This is a genomic window from Bradyrhizobium pachyrhizi, assembly GCF_029714545.1.
In the GTDB taxonomy this organism is placed as follows: Bacteria; Pseudomonadota; Alphaproteobacteria; order Rhizobiales; family Xanthobacteraceae; genus Bradyrhizobium; species Bradyrhizobium pachyrhizi.
Genome location: NZ_CP121667.1, coordinates 1,467,244 through 1,485,495 on the forward strand (window position 1 = coordinate 1,467,244; position 18,252 = coordinate 1,485,495).

Here is an 18,252-nt window from a genome sequence, read left to right on the forward strand (position 1 = left end):
GACCCTTGTCGGCCCCAGTCAGCCCGGCTGGCGGCGCCGCGCCGGTCTCGGCGATTTCACCAATGACGCCAGCGATGATGCCAGCGCGGATAGCCGCCGCGATAGTAGGCGTATGCCGGGCGCACCACGTGGCGATAGCGGTAGCCGTAATAGGCCGGCCGGTATCCGCTATAATATGTCGTGGTATAGCCGCCGCCCCAACGATACGGCGCAGCGTAATAGCCGTCGTCATAGGCATAGCTGCCGTACCCGTAATAGGCGGGCGAATAGCCATAACCGTAGCCGTAGCCGGGGTAGCCGTAACCATAGGCATAGCCGGGATAGCCGTAGGCTGACGAGGCGAGACCACCGATGACTGCGCCGGCAATCAGTCCGCCTGCGAGCGCGCCACCCCAACCTCCGTGTCCCCACCGTGCTTCGGCGGGAGCCGGGGCTGCGATGGCGCTCACCCCAAGCGTACCGACGGTTGCAAGAACAAGGCCTGTTTTCCTCATGTGATCCTCCTCGATGATGATTGCCCAGCCGGTCAACGGAGGAGAGTGGCATTGGTTGCGAATGGCCGCACGCCTGCAACGATCCGGGCCTGGCAGCGAGGTGGGCGCAGCAGCGTTGCCGTTGACGGCGAAGCAAATGTTCAAAGCCGAACGGAACCTGTTCCGATCCAGCGCCAGTCGCAGCGGACGATGATCCGCGTGAGCTCGCTGACCATCGTCATGACGACGAACGCACACGTCGATTCAAAACGGGAAAGCGTGGCAATCGGTTCCTGAAGCGCGATCAGACGTCGGGCCGCTGGCTCAAGATGAACTCAAGATGAACATGTGGTGTTCCCTTGGCGCGAAATGTCGCGTCGCGGCGGTGTCTAGGAACGGTGCGGGCGGCGCCGCTGTTTTCTCAGAGTTCACCGGTGAGACGCGCGCGCCGTTGCGTCGCGTCGTTCGCCGGCTTTGTTGGAGCGCGGCCGCGGTGCGGAGCGTGCCGGGCCATTTGGCGCCGGCTTCGCAATTCGGCAGCCGCAAAACTGCAGGAGGAATCGGTAATGCAGAGCAAGATCATGAAGAGCAAATTTCTGCTGACGACGGCCGTGCTGTTGGCCGGCGTCAGTCTCGCTTCGGCGCAGGGCATGCGCGAGGGCGGCGGCGGGGGCGGCATGGGTGGTGGCGGAAGCGTCGGCGCGGGCGGGAGCGGTGGCGGTGGTGAACACGGCCGCTCCGCAGGCTCGTCGGCCGGCAGTTCCGGCGGCGCAATGCATGGCGGTCCCGGGGCATCGCGAAGCGAAGGCATGACGGTCGGTCGCGGCCAGGGGGGCGCACGAGAAAGCCAGGGTGCACGAGAGAGCGGTCGGGCTGAAGGTCAGCTGGGCCGCGGTGCGGCCGAGCGCAGCCAGACCACCGGCCAGGCCCGCGAGAGCGGCCGCGCCGAGCAGGGGCAGCGCAGCCAGAGCCGGCAGGAGCAGACCGTCGGCCAGAGCCGAAGCCAGCGCGAGCAGATGGGCCGATCTGAATCCCGCGAACGCGGCAGCGCCACGACGCGGCAAAGCCAGCAGCAGCCGGAGAATCGCGCCAACGCCGCGAACCGCAGCCAGGGCACCACGACCGGTCAGGGGACGGCCCAGGACAAGGCTCAAGGCAAGGCGGGCACGACGACCGGCCAGAGCACGACCACGGGCCAGGCAAAGGGCGCGAACACGACCACCGGCCAGGGCACAACGGCAGCGCCGAATACGCGAGCCGGCCAGACCACGGGCGCGGCCGCTCCGCAGTCCGGTACGACGCAAAACCGGATGAACTCCGGACAGACCACCGGTCAGGCCCAGGGACAAGCCGGGACAACCGCTCAGACCCAGGCCCAGTCGAACGCCACGATCCAGACCGAGGCCGGGCGCACCGTGACCGCGCAGCAGCAGAGCACGATCCAGCGCTCGGTGCTGTCGGCGCGTAACGCGCCGCGCGTCAACGTCAGCACGATCAACTTCGCGGTCAATCCGGGCGTGGTGGTGCCGCGGAGGTTCAACGCGGTGTCGGTTGCCGCCTTCCCGGCGCTGATCGATGCGTTCCCGTATTATCGCGACGACAGCTTCTTCGTCGTCGAGGATGAAGTCGTGTTCCTCGATCGCGAGCGCCGCGTCGTCGACGTGGTCCCGGTCGGACCGCGGACGCGCTTCAGCCATCGCGGCGGTGGCGGTGGTGGCGGCGGTAGCGTTGCGATGATGGACCTGAACCCGCAGCAGATCCGCGAGGTGCAGCAGGTGCTGATCGACCGCGGCCTGCTGGTCGGCGAGGCCGACGGCGTATTGGGATCGCGGACCCGCGAGGCGCTGATCACCTTCCAGCGTCAGGAGGGCATCACGACCAGCGGCAGCGTCGACACGCGCACGGTGACCGCACTCGGCCTGTCGGATCGGATCGGTCAGGGCGCGGGCGCATCGTCGACGGTCGGCCAGAGCCGCACCCAGCAGAACACGACTGGACAGACGACCGGTCAGACCAACAACGCGCCGCAGAACCAGTCGACCGGCCAGACTGGCACTCAGCAACCTGCCCAGCAGAACACGACCGGGCAGACCACGGGTCAGGCGAACTCGCCGCAGAACCAGTCGACAACCGGCCAGAGCGGAAATCAACCGTCCGCTCAGCAGCAGGCCCCGCAGCAGAATACGACGGGCCAGGCTGCACCGCAGAACCAGTCGACCGTCGGTCAGGGCAGCGGCAACCAGCCAAATGCCGGCCGGGACACGCAGTCCAGCCAGCCCAACCAGAACAACAATCCGCCGTCGTCAGGCTCAGGCCAGAGCCCGCAGACGCCGGCGCAAAACTCCGATCGGAAATAGGATCTCTGTGCAGGAGCCCCGCTGCAGAGCGGGGCTCTTTTTTGCGATCTTGCGATCAGTCTTTTAGTTCGGACTTCGGCACCAGGCCGAACCGGCCGTGCAATCCGCGCCAGAGGCCGGCGCACAGAACGCTCAGAAGCTTGCGCATCGAACTCCACTCGACATCAGCCATCGCGTGATCCTGCTGATGCCGGTGGCGAAAGGACAGAGCCAATTCTGAGCAGGTCTGCGCAATCTTTGAGCAAGACACCGTCGTGGCTGCGCCGTGCGCGCGGAAAAATCTCATGAGATTCAATTGCCGGCCCGCTGGCACGCCTCGTGCATCAATGGCGTCGAGTTGGCCGCTAGGGTTCCGATCTTGCCAAGCAAGGTGCTGGTCCGAGAGCAGCCGCTTGCGGGGGAGACATCCCCGCAGGTGCACGGCGGGATAAAAGCCCGGGAGACCTCGTCAGCCAAGGGATTGGCGGAGCGATGGTCTTTTCGCCAGTCCCTTTTTGTGAAGTTTTCGCAAGAGGGATCGGCAATGAACAAATTCGTTTTCTTCCTTCGCTCTGTTGTCATCGGCTGCGCGGTCGCGCTGGCGGCTGTGCCTGCGGCCGACGCCGCGCCGAAGAAAAGCTTCAAGGTCGCCTGGTCGATCTATGTCGGATGGATGCCGTGGGGCTATGCGGCCGACACCGGCATCGTCAAGAAATGGGCCGACAAATACGGCATCGCGATCGAGGTCAAGCAGTTCAACGACTACGTCGAATCGATCAACCAGTACACCGCCGGCGGCTATGACGCCGTCACCATCACCAACATGGACGCACTCTCGATTCCGGCAGCCGGTGGCGTCGACACCACCGCGGTCGTGATGGGCGATTTCTCCAACGGCAACGATGCGGTGATCCTGAAGAACAAGACCGATCTCGCCGCGATCAAGGGCCAGACGGTCAACCTGGTCGAGTTTTCGGTGTCGCATTATCTGCTGGCGCGCGCGCTCGAGACCAGCAAGCTGAGCGAGAAGGACGTCAAGGTCATCAACACCTCCGACGCCGATATCGCGGCCGCCTACAAGACGCCTGACGTCAGCGCGGTGGTGACCTGGAATCCGATCGTAACCGAAATCCTCGGCTCGTCCGACGCGAAGAAGGTGTTCGATTCCTCGCAGATCCCCGGCGAGATCATGGACCTGATGGTGGTGAACACCGCAGTCGCCAAGGACAATCCGGGTTTCGCCAAGGCGCTGGTCGGCATCTGGTACGAGACGCTGTCCAAGATGACGGCGAACGATGCCGCCGCGAAGGCCGCCAAGGAGGCGATGGCAAAGGCCTCCGGCACCGACCTTGCGGGCTTCGACAGCCAGCTCTCGACCACAAAACTGTTTGACAAGGCAACCGATGCTGAAGCTTTTACGCGCAGCAAGACCGTCGGGGCGACGATGGATCGCGTGCGCAAATTCCTGTTCGAGAAGGACCTGCTCGGCAAGGGGGCGAAATCGGCTGACGCCGTCGGCATCGAACTCGCCGACAAGTCGGTGCTGGGCGACAAGTCGAATGTCAAGCTGCGCTTCGACCCGACCTACATGGACGAAGCCGCCAAGGGCAAGCTCTGACGCGCAGCGCGTCGCCTCAAGCCGGAGCTGACCATGCGACTTGTGAACATACGGCCGGGACGGCAGACGCGATTCTATCTGCTCGCGCTGCCGTTCGTATTGGTCGCAATCGCGTACTTCGCCGGCTCCAGCGCGCGGCTCGCGCAGAACCCGAACGACAAGCTGCTGCCTGCGCTGCCGAGCATGGTGCAGGCGGTCAAGCAGATGGCGTTCGAGGTCGACCCACGCACCGGCGGCTATCTGATGGCCTCCGACACCGTCGCCAGCCTGGGGCGACTGGGCTCGGCGCTGGCGATCTCGACGGTGGCTGCGCTGGTGCTCGGCATCGTGATCGGGCTGTTGCCGGGCGCCAACGCCCTGCTCGGGCCGTTCGTGTCTGTCACCTCGATGGTGCCGCCGCTGGCGCTGTTGCCGATCCTGTTCATCGTGATGGGGCTCGGGGAGAATTCCAAGATTGCGCTGATCGTGATTGGGACGCTGCCTTGCATGATCCGCGATCTCGCCATGAAGGTGCAGGAGCTGCCGCGCGAGCAGATCGTCAAGGCGCAGACACTCGGCGCCTCGACCTGGCAGATCGCGCTGCGCGTCGCGATGCCGCAAACCCTGCCGCGGCTGATCGACGTGCTGCGCCTGCAGCTCGGGCCGGCGTGGCTGTTCCTGATCGCGGCCGAGGCGATCGCCTCCGATTCCGGGCTCGGCTACCGGATCTTCCTGGTGCGCCGCTATCTCGCGATGGACGTCATCATTCCCTACGTCGCCTGGATCACGCTGCTGGCGTTCCTGATCGATGTCGGCCTGCGCGTCATGCAGCGACGGTTGTTTCCGTGGTTTGCCTCGGTGAGGGCGGAATGAGCGCAATCCGCTTCGACGACGTCTGGAAGGAATATGGCGACCACATCGTGCTCGAGCGCATCACGATGGAGGTCGAACCGCGCGCCTTCATTGCGCTGGTCGGCCCGTCCGGCTGCGGCAAGACCACGCTGCTCCGCATGTTGCTCGGCGAGGAGCAGCCGACCCGCGGCCAGATCCTGGTCGACGGCAAGCCGTTGCCCGGCGAGCCGGACGCCGACCGCGGCGTGGTGTTCCAGCGCTACTCGGTGTTTCCGCATCTGACGGTCTTGCAGAACGTCATGTTCGGGCGCGAACTGCGCGACGCCAAATTCACCGGCCGGCTGTTCGGCGCCGCGCGGCGCGCCGCCGCCGACGAAGCGATAAAGCTGCTCGCCGAGGTCGGGCTCGCCGGCCAGGAGGGCAAATATCCGTCCGCTTTGTCGGGCGGCATGCAGCAGCGGCTCGCGCTGGCGCAGGCGATCATGCGCGGCCCGAAGATCCTGCTGCTCGACGAGCCGTTCGGCGCGCTCGATCCGGGAATCCGCGCCGACATTCACCTTCTGATGAAGCGGCTCTGGAACGAGACCCATCTCACCGTCGTGATGGTGACGCATGACCTCAGTGAAGCCTTCGGGCTCGCGACGCGGGTGATCGCGCTGGAGCGGCAGCGCAACCGGCCGGAGGAGCGCGACCGCTACGGCGCCACGGTGTCGCGCGACCTCGAGATCTTTCCGCGCCGCAGCGCAGAGCTGCGATCGTCAGTTCAACCAGCTCCGACCGGGACGACCCGGTCAGGCAAGGAGCATCAGCCGGGACGGCCCGGCGCTCTCGTCTTGAAGGAGCAACCATGATCCTATCAGAGGAACAGAAGGCCGAGATCGCGGCGCATACCCGGCGGTATAACGAGCTGAAGGCGGCGGGACAGGAGCACGCGCCGCGCGCACTGCCGGCGCCGACTGCGCGCGACGCCGCGCCGATCGATGCCGACACGGTCATGCACCGTGAGACGATCCCGTCCGGCTGGTACTGGACCACGCGGCTGAACCGCGGTGATACCCTGCGCATCGTCAACACGTCGGGGACGTCGACCGTCAGCCTGCTCGCCTGGAACAGTGCCGACACCACCGAGCGGCTCAACCACGCCGACACCATCAAGGTGCAGTGGGCGGCGCGGCTGCAGAAGGGGCGGGTGCTGCTGTCCGACATGGGGCGCGCGCTGCTCGGCATTACCGAGGACAGCAGCGCCGCGCATGATGCGGTGGTCGGCGGCTCGACCGCGACGACCAACCAGGCCAAATACGGCGACGGCAATTTCCGCAACACGCGCGACAATTTCATTCTCGCCGCGACCAAGCTTGGGCTAGATCGCCGCGACGTCCATCCCTGTGTCAGCTTCTTCGCACCGGTCGCGATCGACGCCGACGGCAAGTTCGTCTGGTCGGAGCAGCGGCGGCAGCAGGGCGATTTCGTCGACCTGCGCGCGGAGATGGAGCTTCTGATCGCGCTGTCGAACTGCCCGCATCCGCTCGATCCCGCCAAAACCTATCCGCAGGCGAACGTGGAGATCGTGCGCTATCGCGCGGCCGCGCCGGCGGCCGACGATCTGTGCCGGACTGCCACCGCGGAAGCAGTCCGCGCCTGTCAGAACAATGCGCTGTATTTCGGCGAAACCCTGGAAGGAGCCGTGCGATGACCACGCAATCTGTTCGCACCGGCGGCCGCATCGTTCTCGATGTCGAAATTCCCGCGCGCAAGCCGTGGTCGGCGATCATCCGCAAGGGGCAGACGCTGCGGATCACCGATAGCCACGGCCAGCAGGCGGTCGATACGCTGTTCTATTGCGCCAGTGATTTCGGCGAGCGCTACAGTGGCCAGGATACGCTGCGCGCGCAGGGCTCGGCCTATGTTGGGCTCGGCACCAGGATCATGTCCAACGAAGGCCGCGTGATGTTGCGCGTGACGGCCGACAGTTGCGGCCTGCACGACACCTCGGCGGGCGCCTGCTCCTGCGAGAGCAACACCGTGCGGTTCGGGCACCAGACCCGCTACCAGCACGCCTGTCGCGAGAATTTCGTGATCGAAGCCGCGAAATACGGCATGTCGAAGCGGGACATCGTGCCGAATCTCAACTTCTTCATGAACGTGCCGATCGATCCCGCCGGCAATTTCACCGTGGTCGATGGCGTCTCCAAGCCCGGTGACGCCATCGAGCTGGTCGCCGAGATGGACGTGCTGTGCCTGATATCGAACTGCCCGCAGATCAACAATCCCTGCAACGGTTTCTTCCCGACGCCGGTGCAGGTGACGATCTTCGACGTCGCGATCGTCGAGCCGGAGGCGTGAGGCATGTTCAGCAAGGTCCTGATTGCCAACCGCGGCGAGATCGCCGGGCGGATCGGCAGAACATTGCGCCGCATGGGCATCGGTTCGGTCGCGGTCTATTCCGACGCCGACCGTTTCACCCGGCCGGTGCTCGACGCCGACGAGGCAGTGCGGATCGGTCCTCCGCCCGCCGCGGAGAGCTATCTCAACGTCGATGCGATCATGGCGGCGTGCCTTGCGACCGGTGCGCAGGCGGTGCATCCCGGTTACGGCTTCCTGTCGGAGAACCGCCGTTTCGCCGAGCGGCTCGCCGAGCACGGCATCAAGTTCATCGGGCCGCGGCCTGAGCATCTCGACGCCTTCGGCCTCAAGCACAAGGCACGCGAGATCGCCGAGCGCAGCGGCGTGCCGCTGCTGCCGGGCTCCGGCCTGCTGGAGACGATCGACGAGGCGGTGCGCGAGGCCGAAGCAATCGGCTTTCCGGTGATGTTGAAGAGCACGGCGGGCGGCGGCGGCATCGGGATGCAGCTCTGCCACGACATGGCGACGCTGCGCGAGCGATTCGAATCGGTGCAGCGCACGGCGCGGGCCAGCTTCGGCGACGCCCGGGTCTATCTCGAGCGGTTCGTTGCGCGAGCGCGGCATATCGAGGTGCAAATCTTCGGCAATGGCAAGGGCGGCGTGGTGGCGCTCGGTGAACGCGATTGCTCGCTGCAACGGCGCAATCAGAAGGTCTTTGAGGAGACGCCCGCGCCGGGGCTATCCGCCGACATCCGCCGGCGGCTGCACGCGGCCGCGGTGTCGCTCGGCAAGGCCGTGTCGTACGAGTCCGCCGGCACGGTGGAGTTCATCTACGACGTCGAGCGCGACGATTTCTATTTCCTCGAGGTGAACACCCGCCTGCAGGTCGAGCATCCCGTCACCGAGCAGGTCACTGGCGTCGACCTCGTCGAATGGATGATACGGCAGGCGGCCCGCGAGGATGTGCTCGGCCAGGCGGGCGCGCTTGCACCAAAGGGCGCGGCGATCGAGGTGCGGCTCTATGCCGAGAACCCGGGCGCCGGCTTCCGCCCGAGCGCGGGCCGGCTGACGCAGGTCAGCTTTTCGCCGGATGCGCGAATCGACGGCTGGATAGAGACCGGCACCGAAGTGTCGCCGTTCTACGATCCGATGCTGGCCAAGATCATCGTTTCAGCCGAGACGCGCGAGGCCGCGATCGCGCGGCTTTCGAAGGCGCTGGACGATACGGTCGTCGCCGGCATCGAGACCAATCTGGACTATCTGCGCGCGATAGCAGCCTCCGACGTGTTCCGCAGCGGCCAGGTCGCGACCAGTGTGCTTGGCGCATTCGCTTATCGCCCGCACACCATCGACGTCGTCGCGCCGGGGGCGCAGAGCGGGGTGCAGGAATTGCCCGGCCGGCTGCATCTCTGGCATGTCGGCGTGCCGCCGAGCGGCCCGATGGACGAACGGTCGTTTCGCCTCGCCAATCGCGTGGTCGGCAATCCGGAGACGACGACCGCACTGGAGCTGACGGTCAACGGGCCGACCTTGCGCTTCAACACCGATGCGATCGTCGCGCTATCGGGCGCGCAGATGAAGGCGTCGCTCGACGGCGCCGATGTCGCCTACGATGAGCCGCTCGCGATACGCGCCGGCCAGACGCTTGCCATCGGCAGCATCAAGGGCCCGGGCCAGCGCACCTATCTCGCCGTGCGCGGCGGCATCGACGTGCCCGAAATTCTCGGGTCGCGCGCTGTGTTTGCGCTCGGCGCCTTCGGCGGCCATGCGACGGGATCGCTGAAGGCCGGCGACGTCTTGCATATCGGTGCCGAGCCATCGGGCCTTGCGGCGCCGCGGCGCGCCACGGAGGACGAGCGGCCGCAGCTCACATCGGCGTGGCAGATCGGCGTGGTCTATGGCCCGCACGGCGCGCCGGATTTCTTCCTCGACGAGGATATCGAGACGCTGTTCGCGGCGAGCTATGAGGTGCATTTCAACAGCGCCCGCACCGGCGTGCGGCTGATCGGGCCGAAGCCGCGCTGGGCCCGCGCCGACGGCGGCGAGGCCGGGCTGCATCCGTCGAACATCCATGACAACGCCTATGCGGTCGGCTCGATCGACTTTACCGGCGACATGCCGATCATTCTCGGGCCCGACGGACCGAGCCTCGGCGGCTTCGTCTGTCCGGCGGTCGTCGCCCGCGACGAGCTCTGGAAGGTCGGCCAGCTCCGGCCCGGCGACACGGTCCGCTTCGTGCCGGTTAAACGCGACGATCCGGTTGCCGGCACCACGGTGCTGCGCGCGCCCGAGCTCGGATCGGCGATCATTGGTCGGAATGACGACGGCCGGATCCCGGTGGTCTATCGGCGCGCCGGCGACGACAATCTCCTGGTCGAATATGGTCCGATGGAACTCGACATCGCGCTGCGGCTGCGTGTGCACGTGCTGGCGCAGGCGCTGGAAGAGGCGAAGCTCGCCGGCCTTGTCGATTTGACACCCGGCATCCGCTCGCTGCAGATCCATTACGACGGCACGGCGCTGCCACGGCAAAAGCTGCTCGACGTGCTCAAGCGGATCGAGCGCGAGTTGCCGCCGGTCGACGCGATGCGGGTGCCGAGCCGGACCGTGCATCTGCCGCTGTCGTGGCGCGATCCGCAGGCCGAGCTTGCGATGCGCAAATATCAGGAGCTGGTGCGCGCGGACGCGCCATGGTGTCCGTCGAATGTCGAGTTCATCCGGCGCATCAACGGACTTGCGAGCGAGGACGACGTTCGCCGCATCGTGTTCGACGCGGATTATTTCGTGCTCGGCCTCGGCGACGTCTATCTCGGCGCGCCGGTGGCGACGCCGCTCGACCCGCGGCATCGGCTGGTGACCACGAAGTACAACCCGGCGCGGACCTGGACGCCGGAGAACGCGGTCGGCATCGGCGGCGCCTATATGTGCATCTACGGCATGGAAGGGCCGGGCGGCTACCAGCTGTTCGGCCGCACCATCCAGGTCTGGAACACCTGGCGCACCACGCAGGTGTTCGAGCCGGGCCATCCCTGGCTGCTGCGGTTCTTCGACAAGATCCGCTTCTTCCCGGTCGACGCCGATGAACTCCTCGACGCCCGCGCCGAGTTCCCGCACGGCCAATACGACATCAGGATCGAAGAGGGCGAGTTCTCCTACGCCGACTACGCCAGGACACTGGCCGACGCCAAGCCATCGATCGCCGCGTTCAAGGCAACGCAGCAGGCCGCGTTCGACGCCGAGCGCCAGCGCTGGCGCGAGATGAAGCTCGACGAGGCGCCGGCTGAAACGATCGATGCGGCAGCCGCCGCAACGGGGATTCCCGACGGTCAGATCGGCGCGTTCTCCGAAGTGCCTGGTAACATCTGGAAGGTGCTGGTCGAGGAAGGCGCCAAGGTCGCGGCCGGCGACGTGCTCGCCATCATCGAGTCGATGAAGATGGAGATCTCCGTGCACGCGCCCGCGGCAGGGCGCATCGCCTCGGTGCCGGTGAAGCCCGGCCAGACGCTGCGCGCGGGCGACGTAGTGGCGTTGCTCCGGCCGGGCTAGCGCAGCTACGCAGCCGCGCTAGCCCTTGGGATCGGCCGGTGGGACGAGCGGAGCGGGCGTCTCGACCTCTTTCTCCACCCGCTGCCGGCTTTGATGATCAATTGACGCGTTTTGCCTTAACACCCGATCGATCTTCATCCTTACGCGGCGTGCCGCCAGCAATCCAAGGACCGCCTGAACCGTTCCCGAGTAGTTGCGATCGCCGATGGAGAACGAGTAACGCCAGGTGCCCGCAGTCTCGCCTTCAATGATCATGTAATGAATTGAACGATGAATGCCGCTATGCTGGGCAGGTGTTTGTCGAACCACGACCTAGCTCATATGGCTGTTCGCTTCGGCGCCAATCGCCTGTCCCAGCGAATTTGCATGCTTGACCAAGCTCATGACGAGTTCGCCCCTGCGCGGGCCCATTGGAAGCCGACTGCCGTCGTTTCAAGGCAGAAATGGAGTGGCCGCGAAGCAATCGGCTAGACGATTTGCGTCCGTTGCGTCTTGTGATCCTGGGTCGTTAAATTGCGAGAAGGTGTCAGACCGGATGCCTCGAACCCATGAGCTCGTTTGACATAGGTCAAGATACGATCCTGGAAGCTCCCGACGTTGAGCCACGAACATAGTTCGGTGCCGAATGAAAGCCGCCACACGCCGTGAAAGCGCCTTGCCGTCGATACCGAGCTCCGCCGGGGGAATCGCGCGTCTCGCATGTGCCCGGCTGCGCGATGCGCAGGTTGATCCGGTCCCGATCGTGTCAGCTGCAGGCTTGGCAATCGACGACGTCGAGGACCGCAAGCGCCGCATCGATGCACGAGCGCAGGTCAGGCTGCTCGAACTCGCCGCAAGGGAATTGCAGGACGACTGCTTCGGACTCCATCTGGCTCAAGGCTTCGAGCTCGGCGAGATCGGGCTTCTGTACTACGTCATGGCTTCATCGGAGCATCTCGTTGACGCCTTGCAGATCGGCGGACGCTACTGCGCGATTAACAACGAGGGTGTGCGGTTGCGGAGCTCTCTGGATCGCGGCTTCGCCATCGGGTTCGAATATGTCAACATCGATCGGTCGTCGGATCGTCACCATGCGGAATTCTGGCTGATTGCCCTGATCCGCATTTGCCGCGCACTGACTGACGGCAGGCTGGTCCCAAGGCAAATCAAGCTGAGGCACTCCAGACGAGAAACGCCGTCGGATGTGCGATCTCTTCTCGGATGCGAGATCGAATTTGCAGCGGAAAGCGACGAGCTTTTGTTTCCGTCCCGGATCGGCGCATTACCTGTCGTGGGTGCCGATTTGCATCTCAACAGGATGTTGCTCCAATATGCCGATGAAGCGCTTCGTAACCGGGCACCGAGACGAAGCAGCGTGCAGTCACGCGTCGAAGGACACATTGCCCAGCTGCTTCCGCACGGCAAAGCCAATGCCGAGGCAGTCGCGCGTCGTCTTGGCATGAGCCGGAGAACTCTCGCTCGCGCATTGTCCTCGGAGGGGGTGGACTTCTCAGACGTTCTCAAGGCGTTTCGAATTGCCCTTGCCCGCCATTACCTCGAAGATGAGGAGCTGCCGATTTCCAAGATCGCATGGCTATTGGGCTACAGCGAGGTCTCTTCCTTCACACACGCGTTCGTCCGCTGGACCGGCCTCACGCCGAGGGCCTATCGCAGTTCGAATGGCGATCGGTGATGGGCTGACACCAGCTCTCAACTAGCTGGCACAGACTAGCAAGACCTGGCGGAGCGTACTCCGCTAGGGCAGTCCCATGCAGTCGAACTTCTTTTCCCAGCTCGCGTGTCGCTGTCGCCGCGCTTCGGCCGTGGTTTTCGGCCCCATGACCGGGGACGACTGGCTATTCCTGGCTTCGATAATTTGTTTCCACAGTCTCTTGGTGGCGCTGGTCTGGGTCGTGTTCGCGAACTGACTGATGGCGCTGCTACGTCGACGTTCGATTGCTTTGTCGATCCGCCGGTGTCCGCCTACACCTCGAGCCATTCCTCGCGAACGGCGGCATTGCTCTTGAGCTGGTCGGGGGTACCTTCGAACACCACGCGGCCGTGGCCCATGATGTAGACCCGGTTGGAGATCTTCATCGCGATCGAGAGTTTCTGCTCGACCAGCAGAATGGCGACGCCGGCCTTGGCGATCCGTGCGATCAGCTCGCCGACCTGCTGCACGATCAGCGGCGCGAGACCTTCGGTCGGCTCGTCGATCATCATCAATTCGGGGTCGCCGAGCAGCGTGCGGCAGGTGGTCAGCATCTGCTTCTCGCCGCCCGACAGCACGCCCGCCGGCGTGTCGGCGCGCGCGGCGAGGTTGGGGAACATGTCGAGCATCTCCTGCAGCCGCCACTTGCCGGGGCGGCGCGGGTCCTTGATGCCGAGGATCAGGTTCTGGCGAACCGTCAGGCTCGGGAAGATATCGCGATGCTCGGGCACATAGCCGAGGCCGAGGCGTGCGATCTTGTGGCTCGGAAGACCTGCGATATCCCGACCCTTGAAGCGGATGGTGCCCTGCGGCGGCACCTCGCCCATGATCGCCTTGACGGTGGTGGAGCGGCCGACGCCATTGCGCCCGAGCAAGCTGACGACCTCGCCGGCGGCGATGTCGAGATCGACGCCTTGCAGGATGTGGCTCTTGCCGTAATAGGCGTGAAGATTCCTGACCTCCAGCATCAGTCGACCTCCTCGCCGAGATAGGCTTCCTTGACCTTCGGGTTGCCGCGGATCTCCTCCGGCGTGCCGGAGGCGATGATGTGGCCGTAGACCAAGACCGAGATGCGGTCGGCGAGGCCGAACACCACGCTCATGTCGTGCTCGACGATCACCAGCGTGCGCCCTTCGGTGAGGCGGCGGATCAGCGCGACGGCGCGCTCGGTCTCGGCGTGGCTCATGCCCGCGGTCGGCTCGTCCAGCATGATGACGCTGGCGCCGCCCGCGATCGTGATGCCGATCTCGAGCTCGCGCTGCTCGGCATAGGTGAGAAGGCCCGCCGGCACGTCGCGGCGGTGGCTGAGATGGATGTCGTCGAGGATCTGCGCGGTGCGCTGCTTCACCTCGGGCAGATTGTCGACGTTCTTCCAGAACGCGTAGCGGTGGCCGGTCGCCCACAGCACGGCGCAGCGGACGTTCTCCCACACCGTCATGCGGGCGAACACGTTGGTGACCTGGAACGAGCGCGACAGCCCGCGCCGGTTGATCTCGAAGGGCCGCAAGCCCGAGGTCACCTCGCCGTTGAGGCGGATCTCGCCCGAGGTCGGCTTGATGTGGCCGCTGATCAGATTGAACGTCGTCGACTTGCCGGCGCCGTTCGGGCCGATGATGGCGTGGCGCTCACCCTTGGCGACGCTCAGGTTGAGGTCGCGGATGATGGCAACATTGCCGAAGCTCTTCTCGACGGCGTTGACTTGGATGGCTGCGGTCATGCGAGATACCCCCGGTCACGGGCCACCGTCGCGGCGCGGTCCCAGGCTTCCGCAACGCGCCGCCAGGTGATGCGCGCGACCAGGAAGCCGCCGACGAGCAGGACCGCTGCGGCCGCCCAGGTCGTCGGCGCCGTGGCGACGAACGGGATGCCGAGCAGGTTGATCACATCGCCGCCCGAGAAGCGCGCAACGGTCTCGATGATCAGGATGATGCCGAGCGCCAGCGCCAGCGTCGGGATCGCCGCGACCAGATAGGACGGGATCACGGAACGAAGCGTTCCGGCGCGGATCAGCGGACGGTGCTTCATCAGGATGCCGGCAATGCCGCCGGGTGCGAACATCACGATGCCGATGAAGATGATGCCGAAATAGAGCTGCCAGACCGAGGTGACGCTGGTCAGCCCGAGCTGCAGATAGGTCACCAGGATGGCGCCGAGGATCGGACCGAAGAAATAGGCGGTGCCGCCGATGAACGCGGAGAACAGCACGAGGCCCGATTGCGTCGCGCCGAGATAGGCCGAGTTGGCGATCTCGAAATTGATCGCGGTCAGCCCGCCGGCGATGCCGGCGAAGAAGCCGGCGAACATGTAGGCGAGATAGCGCACCACATGCGGATCGTAGCCGATGAACTCGACGCGCTCCGGATTGTCGCGCACCGCGTTGCAGATCCGCCCGAGCGGCGTGCGGGTCAGCGCATACATCGCGATCGCCGAGACCATCACCCAGAACGCGATCAGGTAATAGACTTGGATCTGCGGCCCGAAGGTCCAGCCGAACATTGGCATCAGCGCGGTGCGGTCGGTGGTGATGCCGGATTCGCCGCCGAACACGCTGCGCAGGATCAGCGACGACGAGGCGACCAGTTCGCCGATGCCGAGCGAGATCATCGCGAACACGGTGCCGGCGCGCTTGGTCATCACCCAGCCGACGAGGAGGGCGAACGCCATGCCGCCGATGCCGCCGACCAGCGGGATCACCGGCAGCGGGATCGGCCAGTTGTGGTTCGCGACCGCGTTCATGACATGCACGGCGAGGAAGCCACCGAGGCCGTACTGCACCGCGTGTCCGAACGACAGCAGCCCGGTCTGGCCGAGCAGGATGTTGTAGGACAGCGCAAAGATGATCGCGATGCCGATCAGGCTGAACGAGGTCAGCGAGCCGCCGGTGCCGAACACCAGCGGCAGCACGACCAGCGCGACCGCGGCGAGGAGCCAGACGCCATAGAAGCTCAGGGCGCTGCCGGGCTCCTGCTTGGCCGCGGCGATGGAGGGCGTGGAAGCGTTGGTCATGACTCGCGGGTCCCCAACAGGCCCATGGGGCGGAAGATCAGGACCAGCACCAGCAGCACATAAGGCAGGATCGGCGCGATCTGCGCGATCGTGACGTTCCAGATGTCGGTGAGCGGCGAGGGGCCGAAGCTCGGATCGAGCGGGCCGAACACGCTGGCGAGCGAGCCGTTGAGCGCGACCGCAAAGGTCTGGATCAAGCCGATCAGGAGCGAAGCGATGAAGGCGCCGGGGAGCGAGCCGAGGCCGCCGAACACGATGACGACGAACAGGATCGGGCCGAGCAGCGCGGCCATGTCGGACTGCGTCACCAGCGAGGGGCCGGCGATGACGCCGGCGAGACCCGCGAGCGCGCTGCCGACGCCGAACACCAGCATGAACACGCGCCCGACATTGTGGCCGAGATGGCCGACCATGCTCGGATGGGTCAGCGCGGCCTGCACGATCAGGCCGACCCGCGTCTTCTTCAAGGTGACCAGCAGTGCGATGAAGATCACGACCGAGATCACCAGCATGAAGATCTTGTAGGCGGGGTAATTGGTGGAGAACACGGTGAAGGCGGGGAAGTCGAGCGCCGCCGGGACGCGGTAGTCGACCGGGCTCTTGCCCCAGATCATCGAGACGATCTCTTCGATCGCGAACGCAAGTCCGAAGGTCAGCAGCAGTTCGGCGACATGGCCGTGCTTGTGGGTGTTGCGCAGGCCATAGCGCTCGACCGCCATGCCGACCGCGCCGACCAGCAGCGGCGCCAGCACCAGGGCAGGCCAGAATCCGATCCAGCGCGTGAGTTGAAAGCCGAAAAACGCGCCAAGCATGTAGAAGCTGGCATGCGCGAAGTTCAGCACGCCCATCATGCTGAAGATGACGGTGAGCCCGCTGGACAACAGGAACAGCAGCATGCCGAACAGGACGCCGTTGAGCGTCGAGATGACGATCAGCTCAGCCACGGCGCACTCGTTTGAGACTGGAACGGTTCACGTGATCAAAGACCTGTCGAACGAAGGAACTTACCTGTCATTCCGGGCCGGTCCGCAGCAGGACCGAACCCGGAATCTCGAGATTCCGGGTTCGATGCTTCGCATCGCCCCGGAATGACGGGAGAGAGGCGGCCGATCAGGGCCGCTTCATATTGCAGGTGGTCGGAAGCATCGTCTGCGCGGTGTCGATCTTGGACACGATGCGCCAGCCCCAACCGGTGTTTTCCTCGTCGAACGGCTCCTTGGTCTTGTCGGCCAGCGAGCCGAACGAGGAGATGTAGATCGGCTGGAAGAACTGGTGGTCGTCCTTGCGGATGAAGCCCTCGCCGCCGTCGAACACTTCGAACTTCATGCCTTCGAGTGCGGCCGCGACCTTCACCGGATCGATCGAATTGGCCTTCTCGGCGGCCGCCTTGAACATCCGCATCTCGTTGACCGCGCGCGGATACCAGACGGAAATGCCGGTCTTGGCGCGGAAGTCCTTCTCGAAATCCATCGCCGCCTTGTTGCCGGAGTTCGGGACGCCTTCGCTGATCTGGAACACCTGTCCCTCGAGGCCGGCCTGCTTGATCGCGGTCGGTCCGCCGGCGCCGCCGGCATAATACGTGTACCAGTTGACCTTGAGCCCGGCGTCAGCCGCCGCCTTCAGCAGCAGCGCGAAGTCCTGGCCCCAGTTGCCGGTCACGACAGTGTCGGCACCGGACGCCTTGATCTTGGCGATGTAAGGCGAGAAGTCGGTGACCTTGAGCATCGGGTGCAGTTCGTCGCCGACGACCTGGATATCCGGCCGCTTTTCGCCCAGCATCTTGCGCGCCGTGGTGCGCACCGACTGGCCGAACGAATAGTCCATGTTGATCAGATAGACCTTCTTGATGGACGGCTGGCCCTTCATGTAGTTGGTCAGCGCTTCCATCTTGATGTCCGAGTTCGCATCCCAGCGGAAATGCCAGTAGCTGCACTTCTCGTTGGTCATCGCCGGATCGACCGCGGCGTAGTTGAAGTAGAGTACTTCCTTGCCGGGGTTACGCGAATTGTGCTTGGTGACGAAGTCCTCCAGCGCCGCGCCGACCGACGAGCCATTGCCCTGGGTGATGTAGTGGACGCCGGCGTCGACCGCCTTCTGCGCCTGCACCAGGCTTTCCTGCGGATTGGTCTTGTTGTCGAGCGGGACGATCTCGACCTTGTGGCCGAGGATGCCGCCCTTGGCGTTCAACTCGTCGGCGAGATACTGAAACGTCTTCAGGCCGCCTTCGCCGACGCTGGCGCCGCCGCCGGAGAGCGGATCGATATAGCCGATCTTGATGGATTCCTGCGCGGACGCCGCGCCTCCCAACACCGTCAGCGCTGCCGCGGCGGCAACGATCAGCCTATGCATCCTGCGTTCTCCCTTGCTCGTGTTTCTTGATCTTTAGCGATCGAGGCCGTCTCATAACCC

16 protein-coding genes and 1 riboswitch are annotated in these 18,252 nt (G+C 65.1%); of the genes, 9 read left to right on the forward strand and 7 right to left on the reverse strand.

Annotation, left to right across the window (positions count from 1 at the left end; translation table 11 throughout):
• Positions 1-56 precede the first annotated feature (56 nt).
• A complete protein-coding gene (locus QA639_RS06625) occupies positions 57-494 on the reverse strand; it encodes a hypothetical protein (RefSeq protein WP_028332906.1) in 438 nt (145 codons plus the stop codon).
• A gap of 51 nt (positions 495-545) precedes the next feature.
• On the opposite strand from QA639_RS06625, the gene QA639_RS06630 reads away from it, so the two are divergent.
• The 8 genes from QA639_RS06630 (at position 546) to uca (ending at position 11,147) form a co-directional block, all read left to right on the forward strand.
• Complete coding sequence (locus QA639_RS06630) at positions 546-770, forward strand: hypothetical protein (RefSeq protein ID WP_157344439.1); 225 nt, start codon at positions 546-548, stop codon at positions 768-770.
• A gap of 269 nt (positions 771-1,039) precedes the next feature.
• Positions 1,040-2,830, forward strand: coding sequence for a peptidoglycan-binding domain-containing protein (locus QA639_RS06635; RefSeq protein WP_050385208.1), 1,791 nt, complete (start codon positions 1,040-1,042; stop codon positions 2,828-2,830).
• Positions 2,831-3,163: 333 nt separating this feature from the next.
• Positions 3,164-3,274: riboswitch (guanidine-I (ykkC/yxkD leader) on the forward strand.
• Positions 3,275-3,353: 79 nt separating this feature from the next.
• The gene (locus QA639_RS06640) at positions 3,354-4,427 is read left to right on the forward strand and encodes a putative urea ABC transporter substrate-binding protein (protein ID WP_283089416.1); all 1,074 of its coding nucleotides are present in this window, start codon (positions 3,354-3,356) and stop codon (positions 4,425-4,427) included.
• A gap of 33 nt (positions 4,428-4,460) precedes the next feature.
• Positions 4,461-5,279, forward strand: coding sequence for an ABC transporter permease (locus QA639_RS06645; protein ID WP_028332910.1), 819 nt, complete (start codon positions 4,461-4,463; stop codon positions 5,277-5,279).
• Positions 5,276-6,109, forward strand: coding sequence for an ABC transporter ATP-binding protein (locus tag QA639_RS06650; RefSeq protein WP_028332911.1), 834 nt, complete (start codon positions 5,276-5,278; stop codon positions 6,107-6,109). The genes QA639_RS06645 and QA639_RS06650 overlap by 4 nt, the downstream gene beginning before the upstream one ends.
• Positions 6,106-6,951, forward strand: coding sequence for an urea amidolyase associated protein UAAP1 (locus QA639_RS06655; RefSeq protein ID WP_028332912.1), 846 nt, complete (start codon positions 6,106-6,108; stop codon positions 6,949-6,951). The genes QA639_RS06650 and QA639_RS06655 overlap by 4 nt, the downstream gene beginning before the upstream one ends.
• Entirely contained in the window at positions 6,948-7,601 is a 654-nt protein-coding gene (locus QA639_RS06660) for an urea amidolyase associated protein UAAP2 (protein WP_028332913.1), read from the forward strand. The genes QA639_RS06655 and QA639_RS06660 overlap by 4 nt, the downstream gene beginning before the upstream one ends.
• 3 nt (positions 7,602-7,604) lie before the next feature.
• Positions 7,605-11,147, forward strand: coding sequence for an urea carboxylase (gene uca, locus QA639_RS06665; protein ID WP_283089417.1), 3,543 nt, complete (start codon positions 7,605-7,607; stop codon positions 11,145-11,147).
• Positions 11,148-11,165: 18 nt separating this feature from the next.
• On the opposite strand, the gene QA639_RS06670 is transcribed toward uca, so the two are convergent.
• Entirely contained in the window at positions 11,166-11,402 is a 237-nt protein-coding gene (locus tag QA639_RS06670) for a hypothetical protein (protein ID WP_157344454.1), read from the reverse strand.
• Between the two features lie 370 nt (positions 11,403-11,772).
• Here QA639_RS06670 and QA639_RS06675 point away from each other — a divergent pair, with 370 nt between their 5' ends.
• Positions 11,773-12,819 carry an AraC family transcriptional regulator gene (locus QA639_RS06675; RefSeq protein ID WP_283089418.1) on the forward strand — a complete coding sequence of 349 codons (1,047 nt, stop codon included), beginning with the start codon at positions 11,773-11,775 and terminating at the stop codon, positions 12,817-12,819.
• Between the two features lie 290 nt (positions 12,820-13,109).
• On the opposite strand, the gene QA639_RS06680 is transcribed toward QA639_RS06675, so the two are convergent.
• The 5 genes from QA639_RS06680 to QA639_RS06700 form a co-directional block, all read right to left on the reverse strand.
• Positions 13,110-13,805 (reverse strand): ABC transporter ATP-binding protein, encoded by a 696-nt coding sequence (locus tag QA639_RS06680; RefSeq protein WP_028332916.1) that lies wholly within the window; start codon positions 13,803-13,805, stop codon positions 13,110-13,112.
• A complete protein-coding gene (locus QA639_RS06685) occupies positions 13,805-14,554 on the reverse strand; it encodes an ABC transporter ATP-binding protein (RefSeq protein ID WP_028332917.1) in 750 nt (249 codons plus the stop codon). The genes QA639_RS06680 and QA639_RS06685 overlap by 1 nt, the downstream gene beginning before the upstream one ends.
• Positions 14,551-15,843, reverse strand: coding sequence for a branched-chain amino acid ABC transporter permease (locus QA639_RS06690; protein WP_283089419.1), 1,293 nt, complete (start codon positions 15,841-15,843; stop codon positions 14,551-14,553). The genes QA639_RS06685 and QA639_RS06690 overlap by 4 nt, the downstream gene beginning before the upstream one ends.
• Positions 15,840-16,787, reverse strand: a complete 948-nt coding sequence (locus tag QA639_RS06695) for a branched-chain amino acid ABC transporter permease (protein ID WP_283089420.1) — start codon at positions 16,785-16,787, stop codon at positions 15,840-15,842. Before QA639_RS06695 ends, QA639_RS06690 begins: the two co-directional genes overlap by 4 nt.
• A 166-nt stretch (positions 16,788-16,953) precedes the next feature.
• The gene (locus tag QA639_RS06700) at positions 16,954-18,192 is read right to left on the reverse strand and encodes a branched-chain amino acid ABC transporter substrate-binding protein (RefSeq protein ID WP_016847024.1); all 1,239 of its coding nucleotides are present in this window, start codon (positions 18,190-18,192) and stop codon (positions 16,954-16,956) included.
• Positions 18,193-18,252: the final 60 nt, after the last annotated feature.

Coding starts and splice junctions, on each gene's coding strand:
- QA639_RS06625 (WP_028332906.1), bottom strand. CDS start 494: ATGAGGAAAACAGGCCTTGTTCTTGCAACCGTCGGTACGCTTGGGGTG.
- QA639_RS06635 (WP_050385208.1), top strand. CDS start 1,040: ATGCAGAGCAAGATCATGAAGAGCAAATTTCTGCTGACGACGGCCGTG.
- QA639_RS06640 (WP_283089416.1), top strand. CDS start 3,354: ATGAACAAATTCGTTTTCTTCCTTCGCTCTGTTGTCATCGGCTGCGCG.
- QA639_RS06645 (WP_028332910.1), top strand. CDS start 4,461: ATGCGACTTGTGAACATACGGCCGGGACGGCAGACGCGATTCTATCTG.
- QA639_RS06650 (WP_028332911.1), top strand. CDS start 5,276: ATGAGCGCAATCCGCTTCGACGACGTCTGGAAGGAATATGGCGACCAC.
- QA639_RS06655 (WP_028332912.1), top strand. CDS start 6,106: ATGATCCTATCAGAGGAACAGAAGGCCGAGATCGCGGCGCATACCCGG.
- QA639_RS06660 (WP_028332913.1), top strand. CDS start 6,948: ATGACCACGCAATCTGTTCGCACCGGCGGCCGCATCGTTCTCGATGTC.
- uca (WP_283089417.1), top strand. CDS start 7,605: ATGTTCAGCAAGGTCCTGATTGCCAACCGCGGCGAGATCGCCGGGCGG.
- QA639_RS06670 (WP_157344454.1), bottom strand. CDS start 11,402: ATGATCATTGAAGGCGAGACTGCGGGCACCTGGCGTTACTCGTTCTCC.
- QA639_RS06675 (WP_283089418.1), top strand. CDS start 11,773: ATGAAAGCCGCCACACGCCGTGAAAGCGCCTTGCCGTCGATACCGAGC.
- QA639_RS06680 (WP_028332916.1), bottom strand. CDS start 13,805: ATGCTGGAGGTCAGGAATCTTCACGCCTATTACGGCAAGAGCCACATC.
- QA639_RS06685 (WP_028332917.1), bottom strand. CDS start 14,554: ATGACCGCAGCCATCCAAGTCAACGCCGTCGAGAAGAGCTTCGGCAAT.
- QA639_RS06690 (WP_283089419.1), bottom strand. CDS start 15,843: ATGACCAACGCTTCCACGCCCTCCATCGCCGCGGCCAAGCAGGAGCCC.
- QA639_RS06700 (WP_016847024.1), bottom strand. CDS start 18,192: ATGCATAGGCTGATCGTTGCCGCCGCGGCAGCGCTGACGGTGTTGGGA.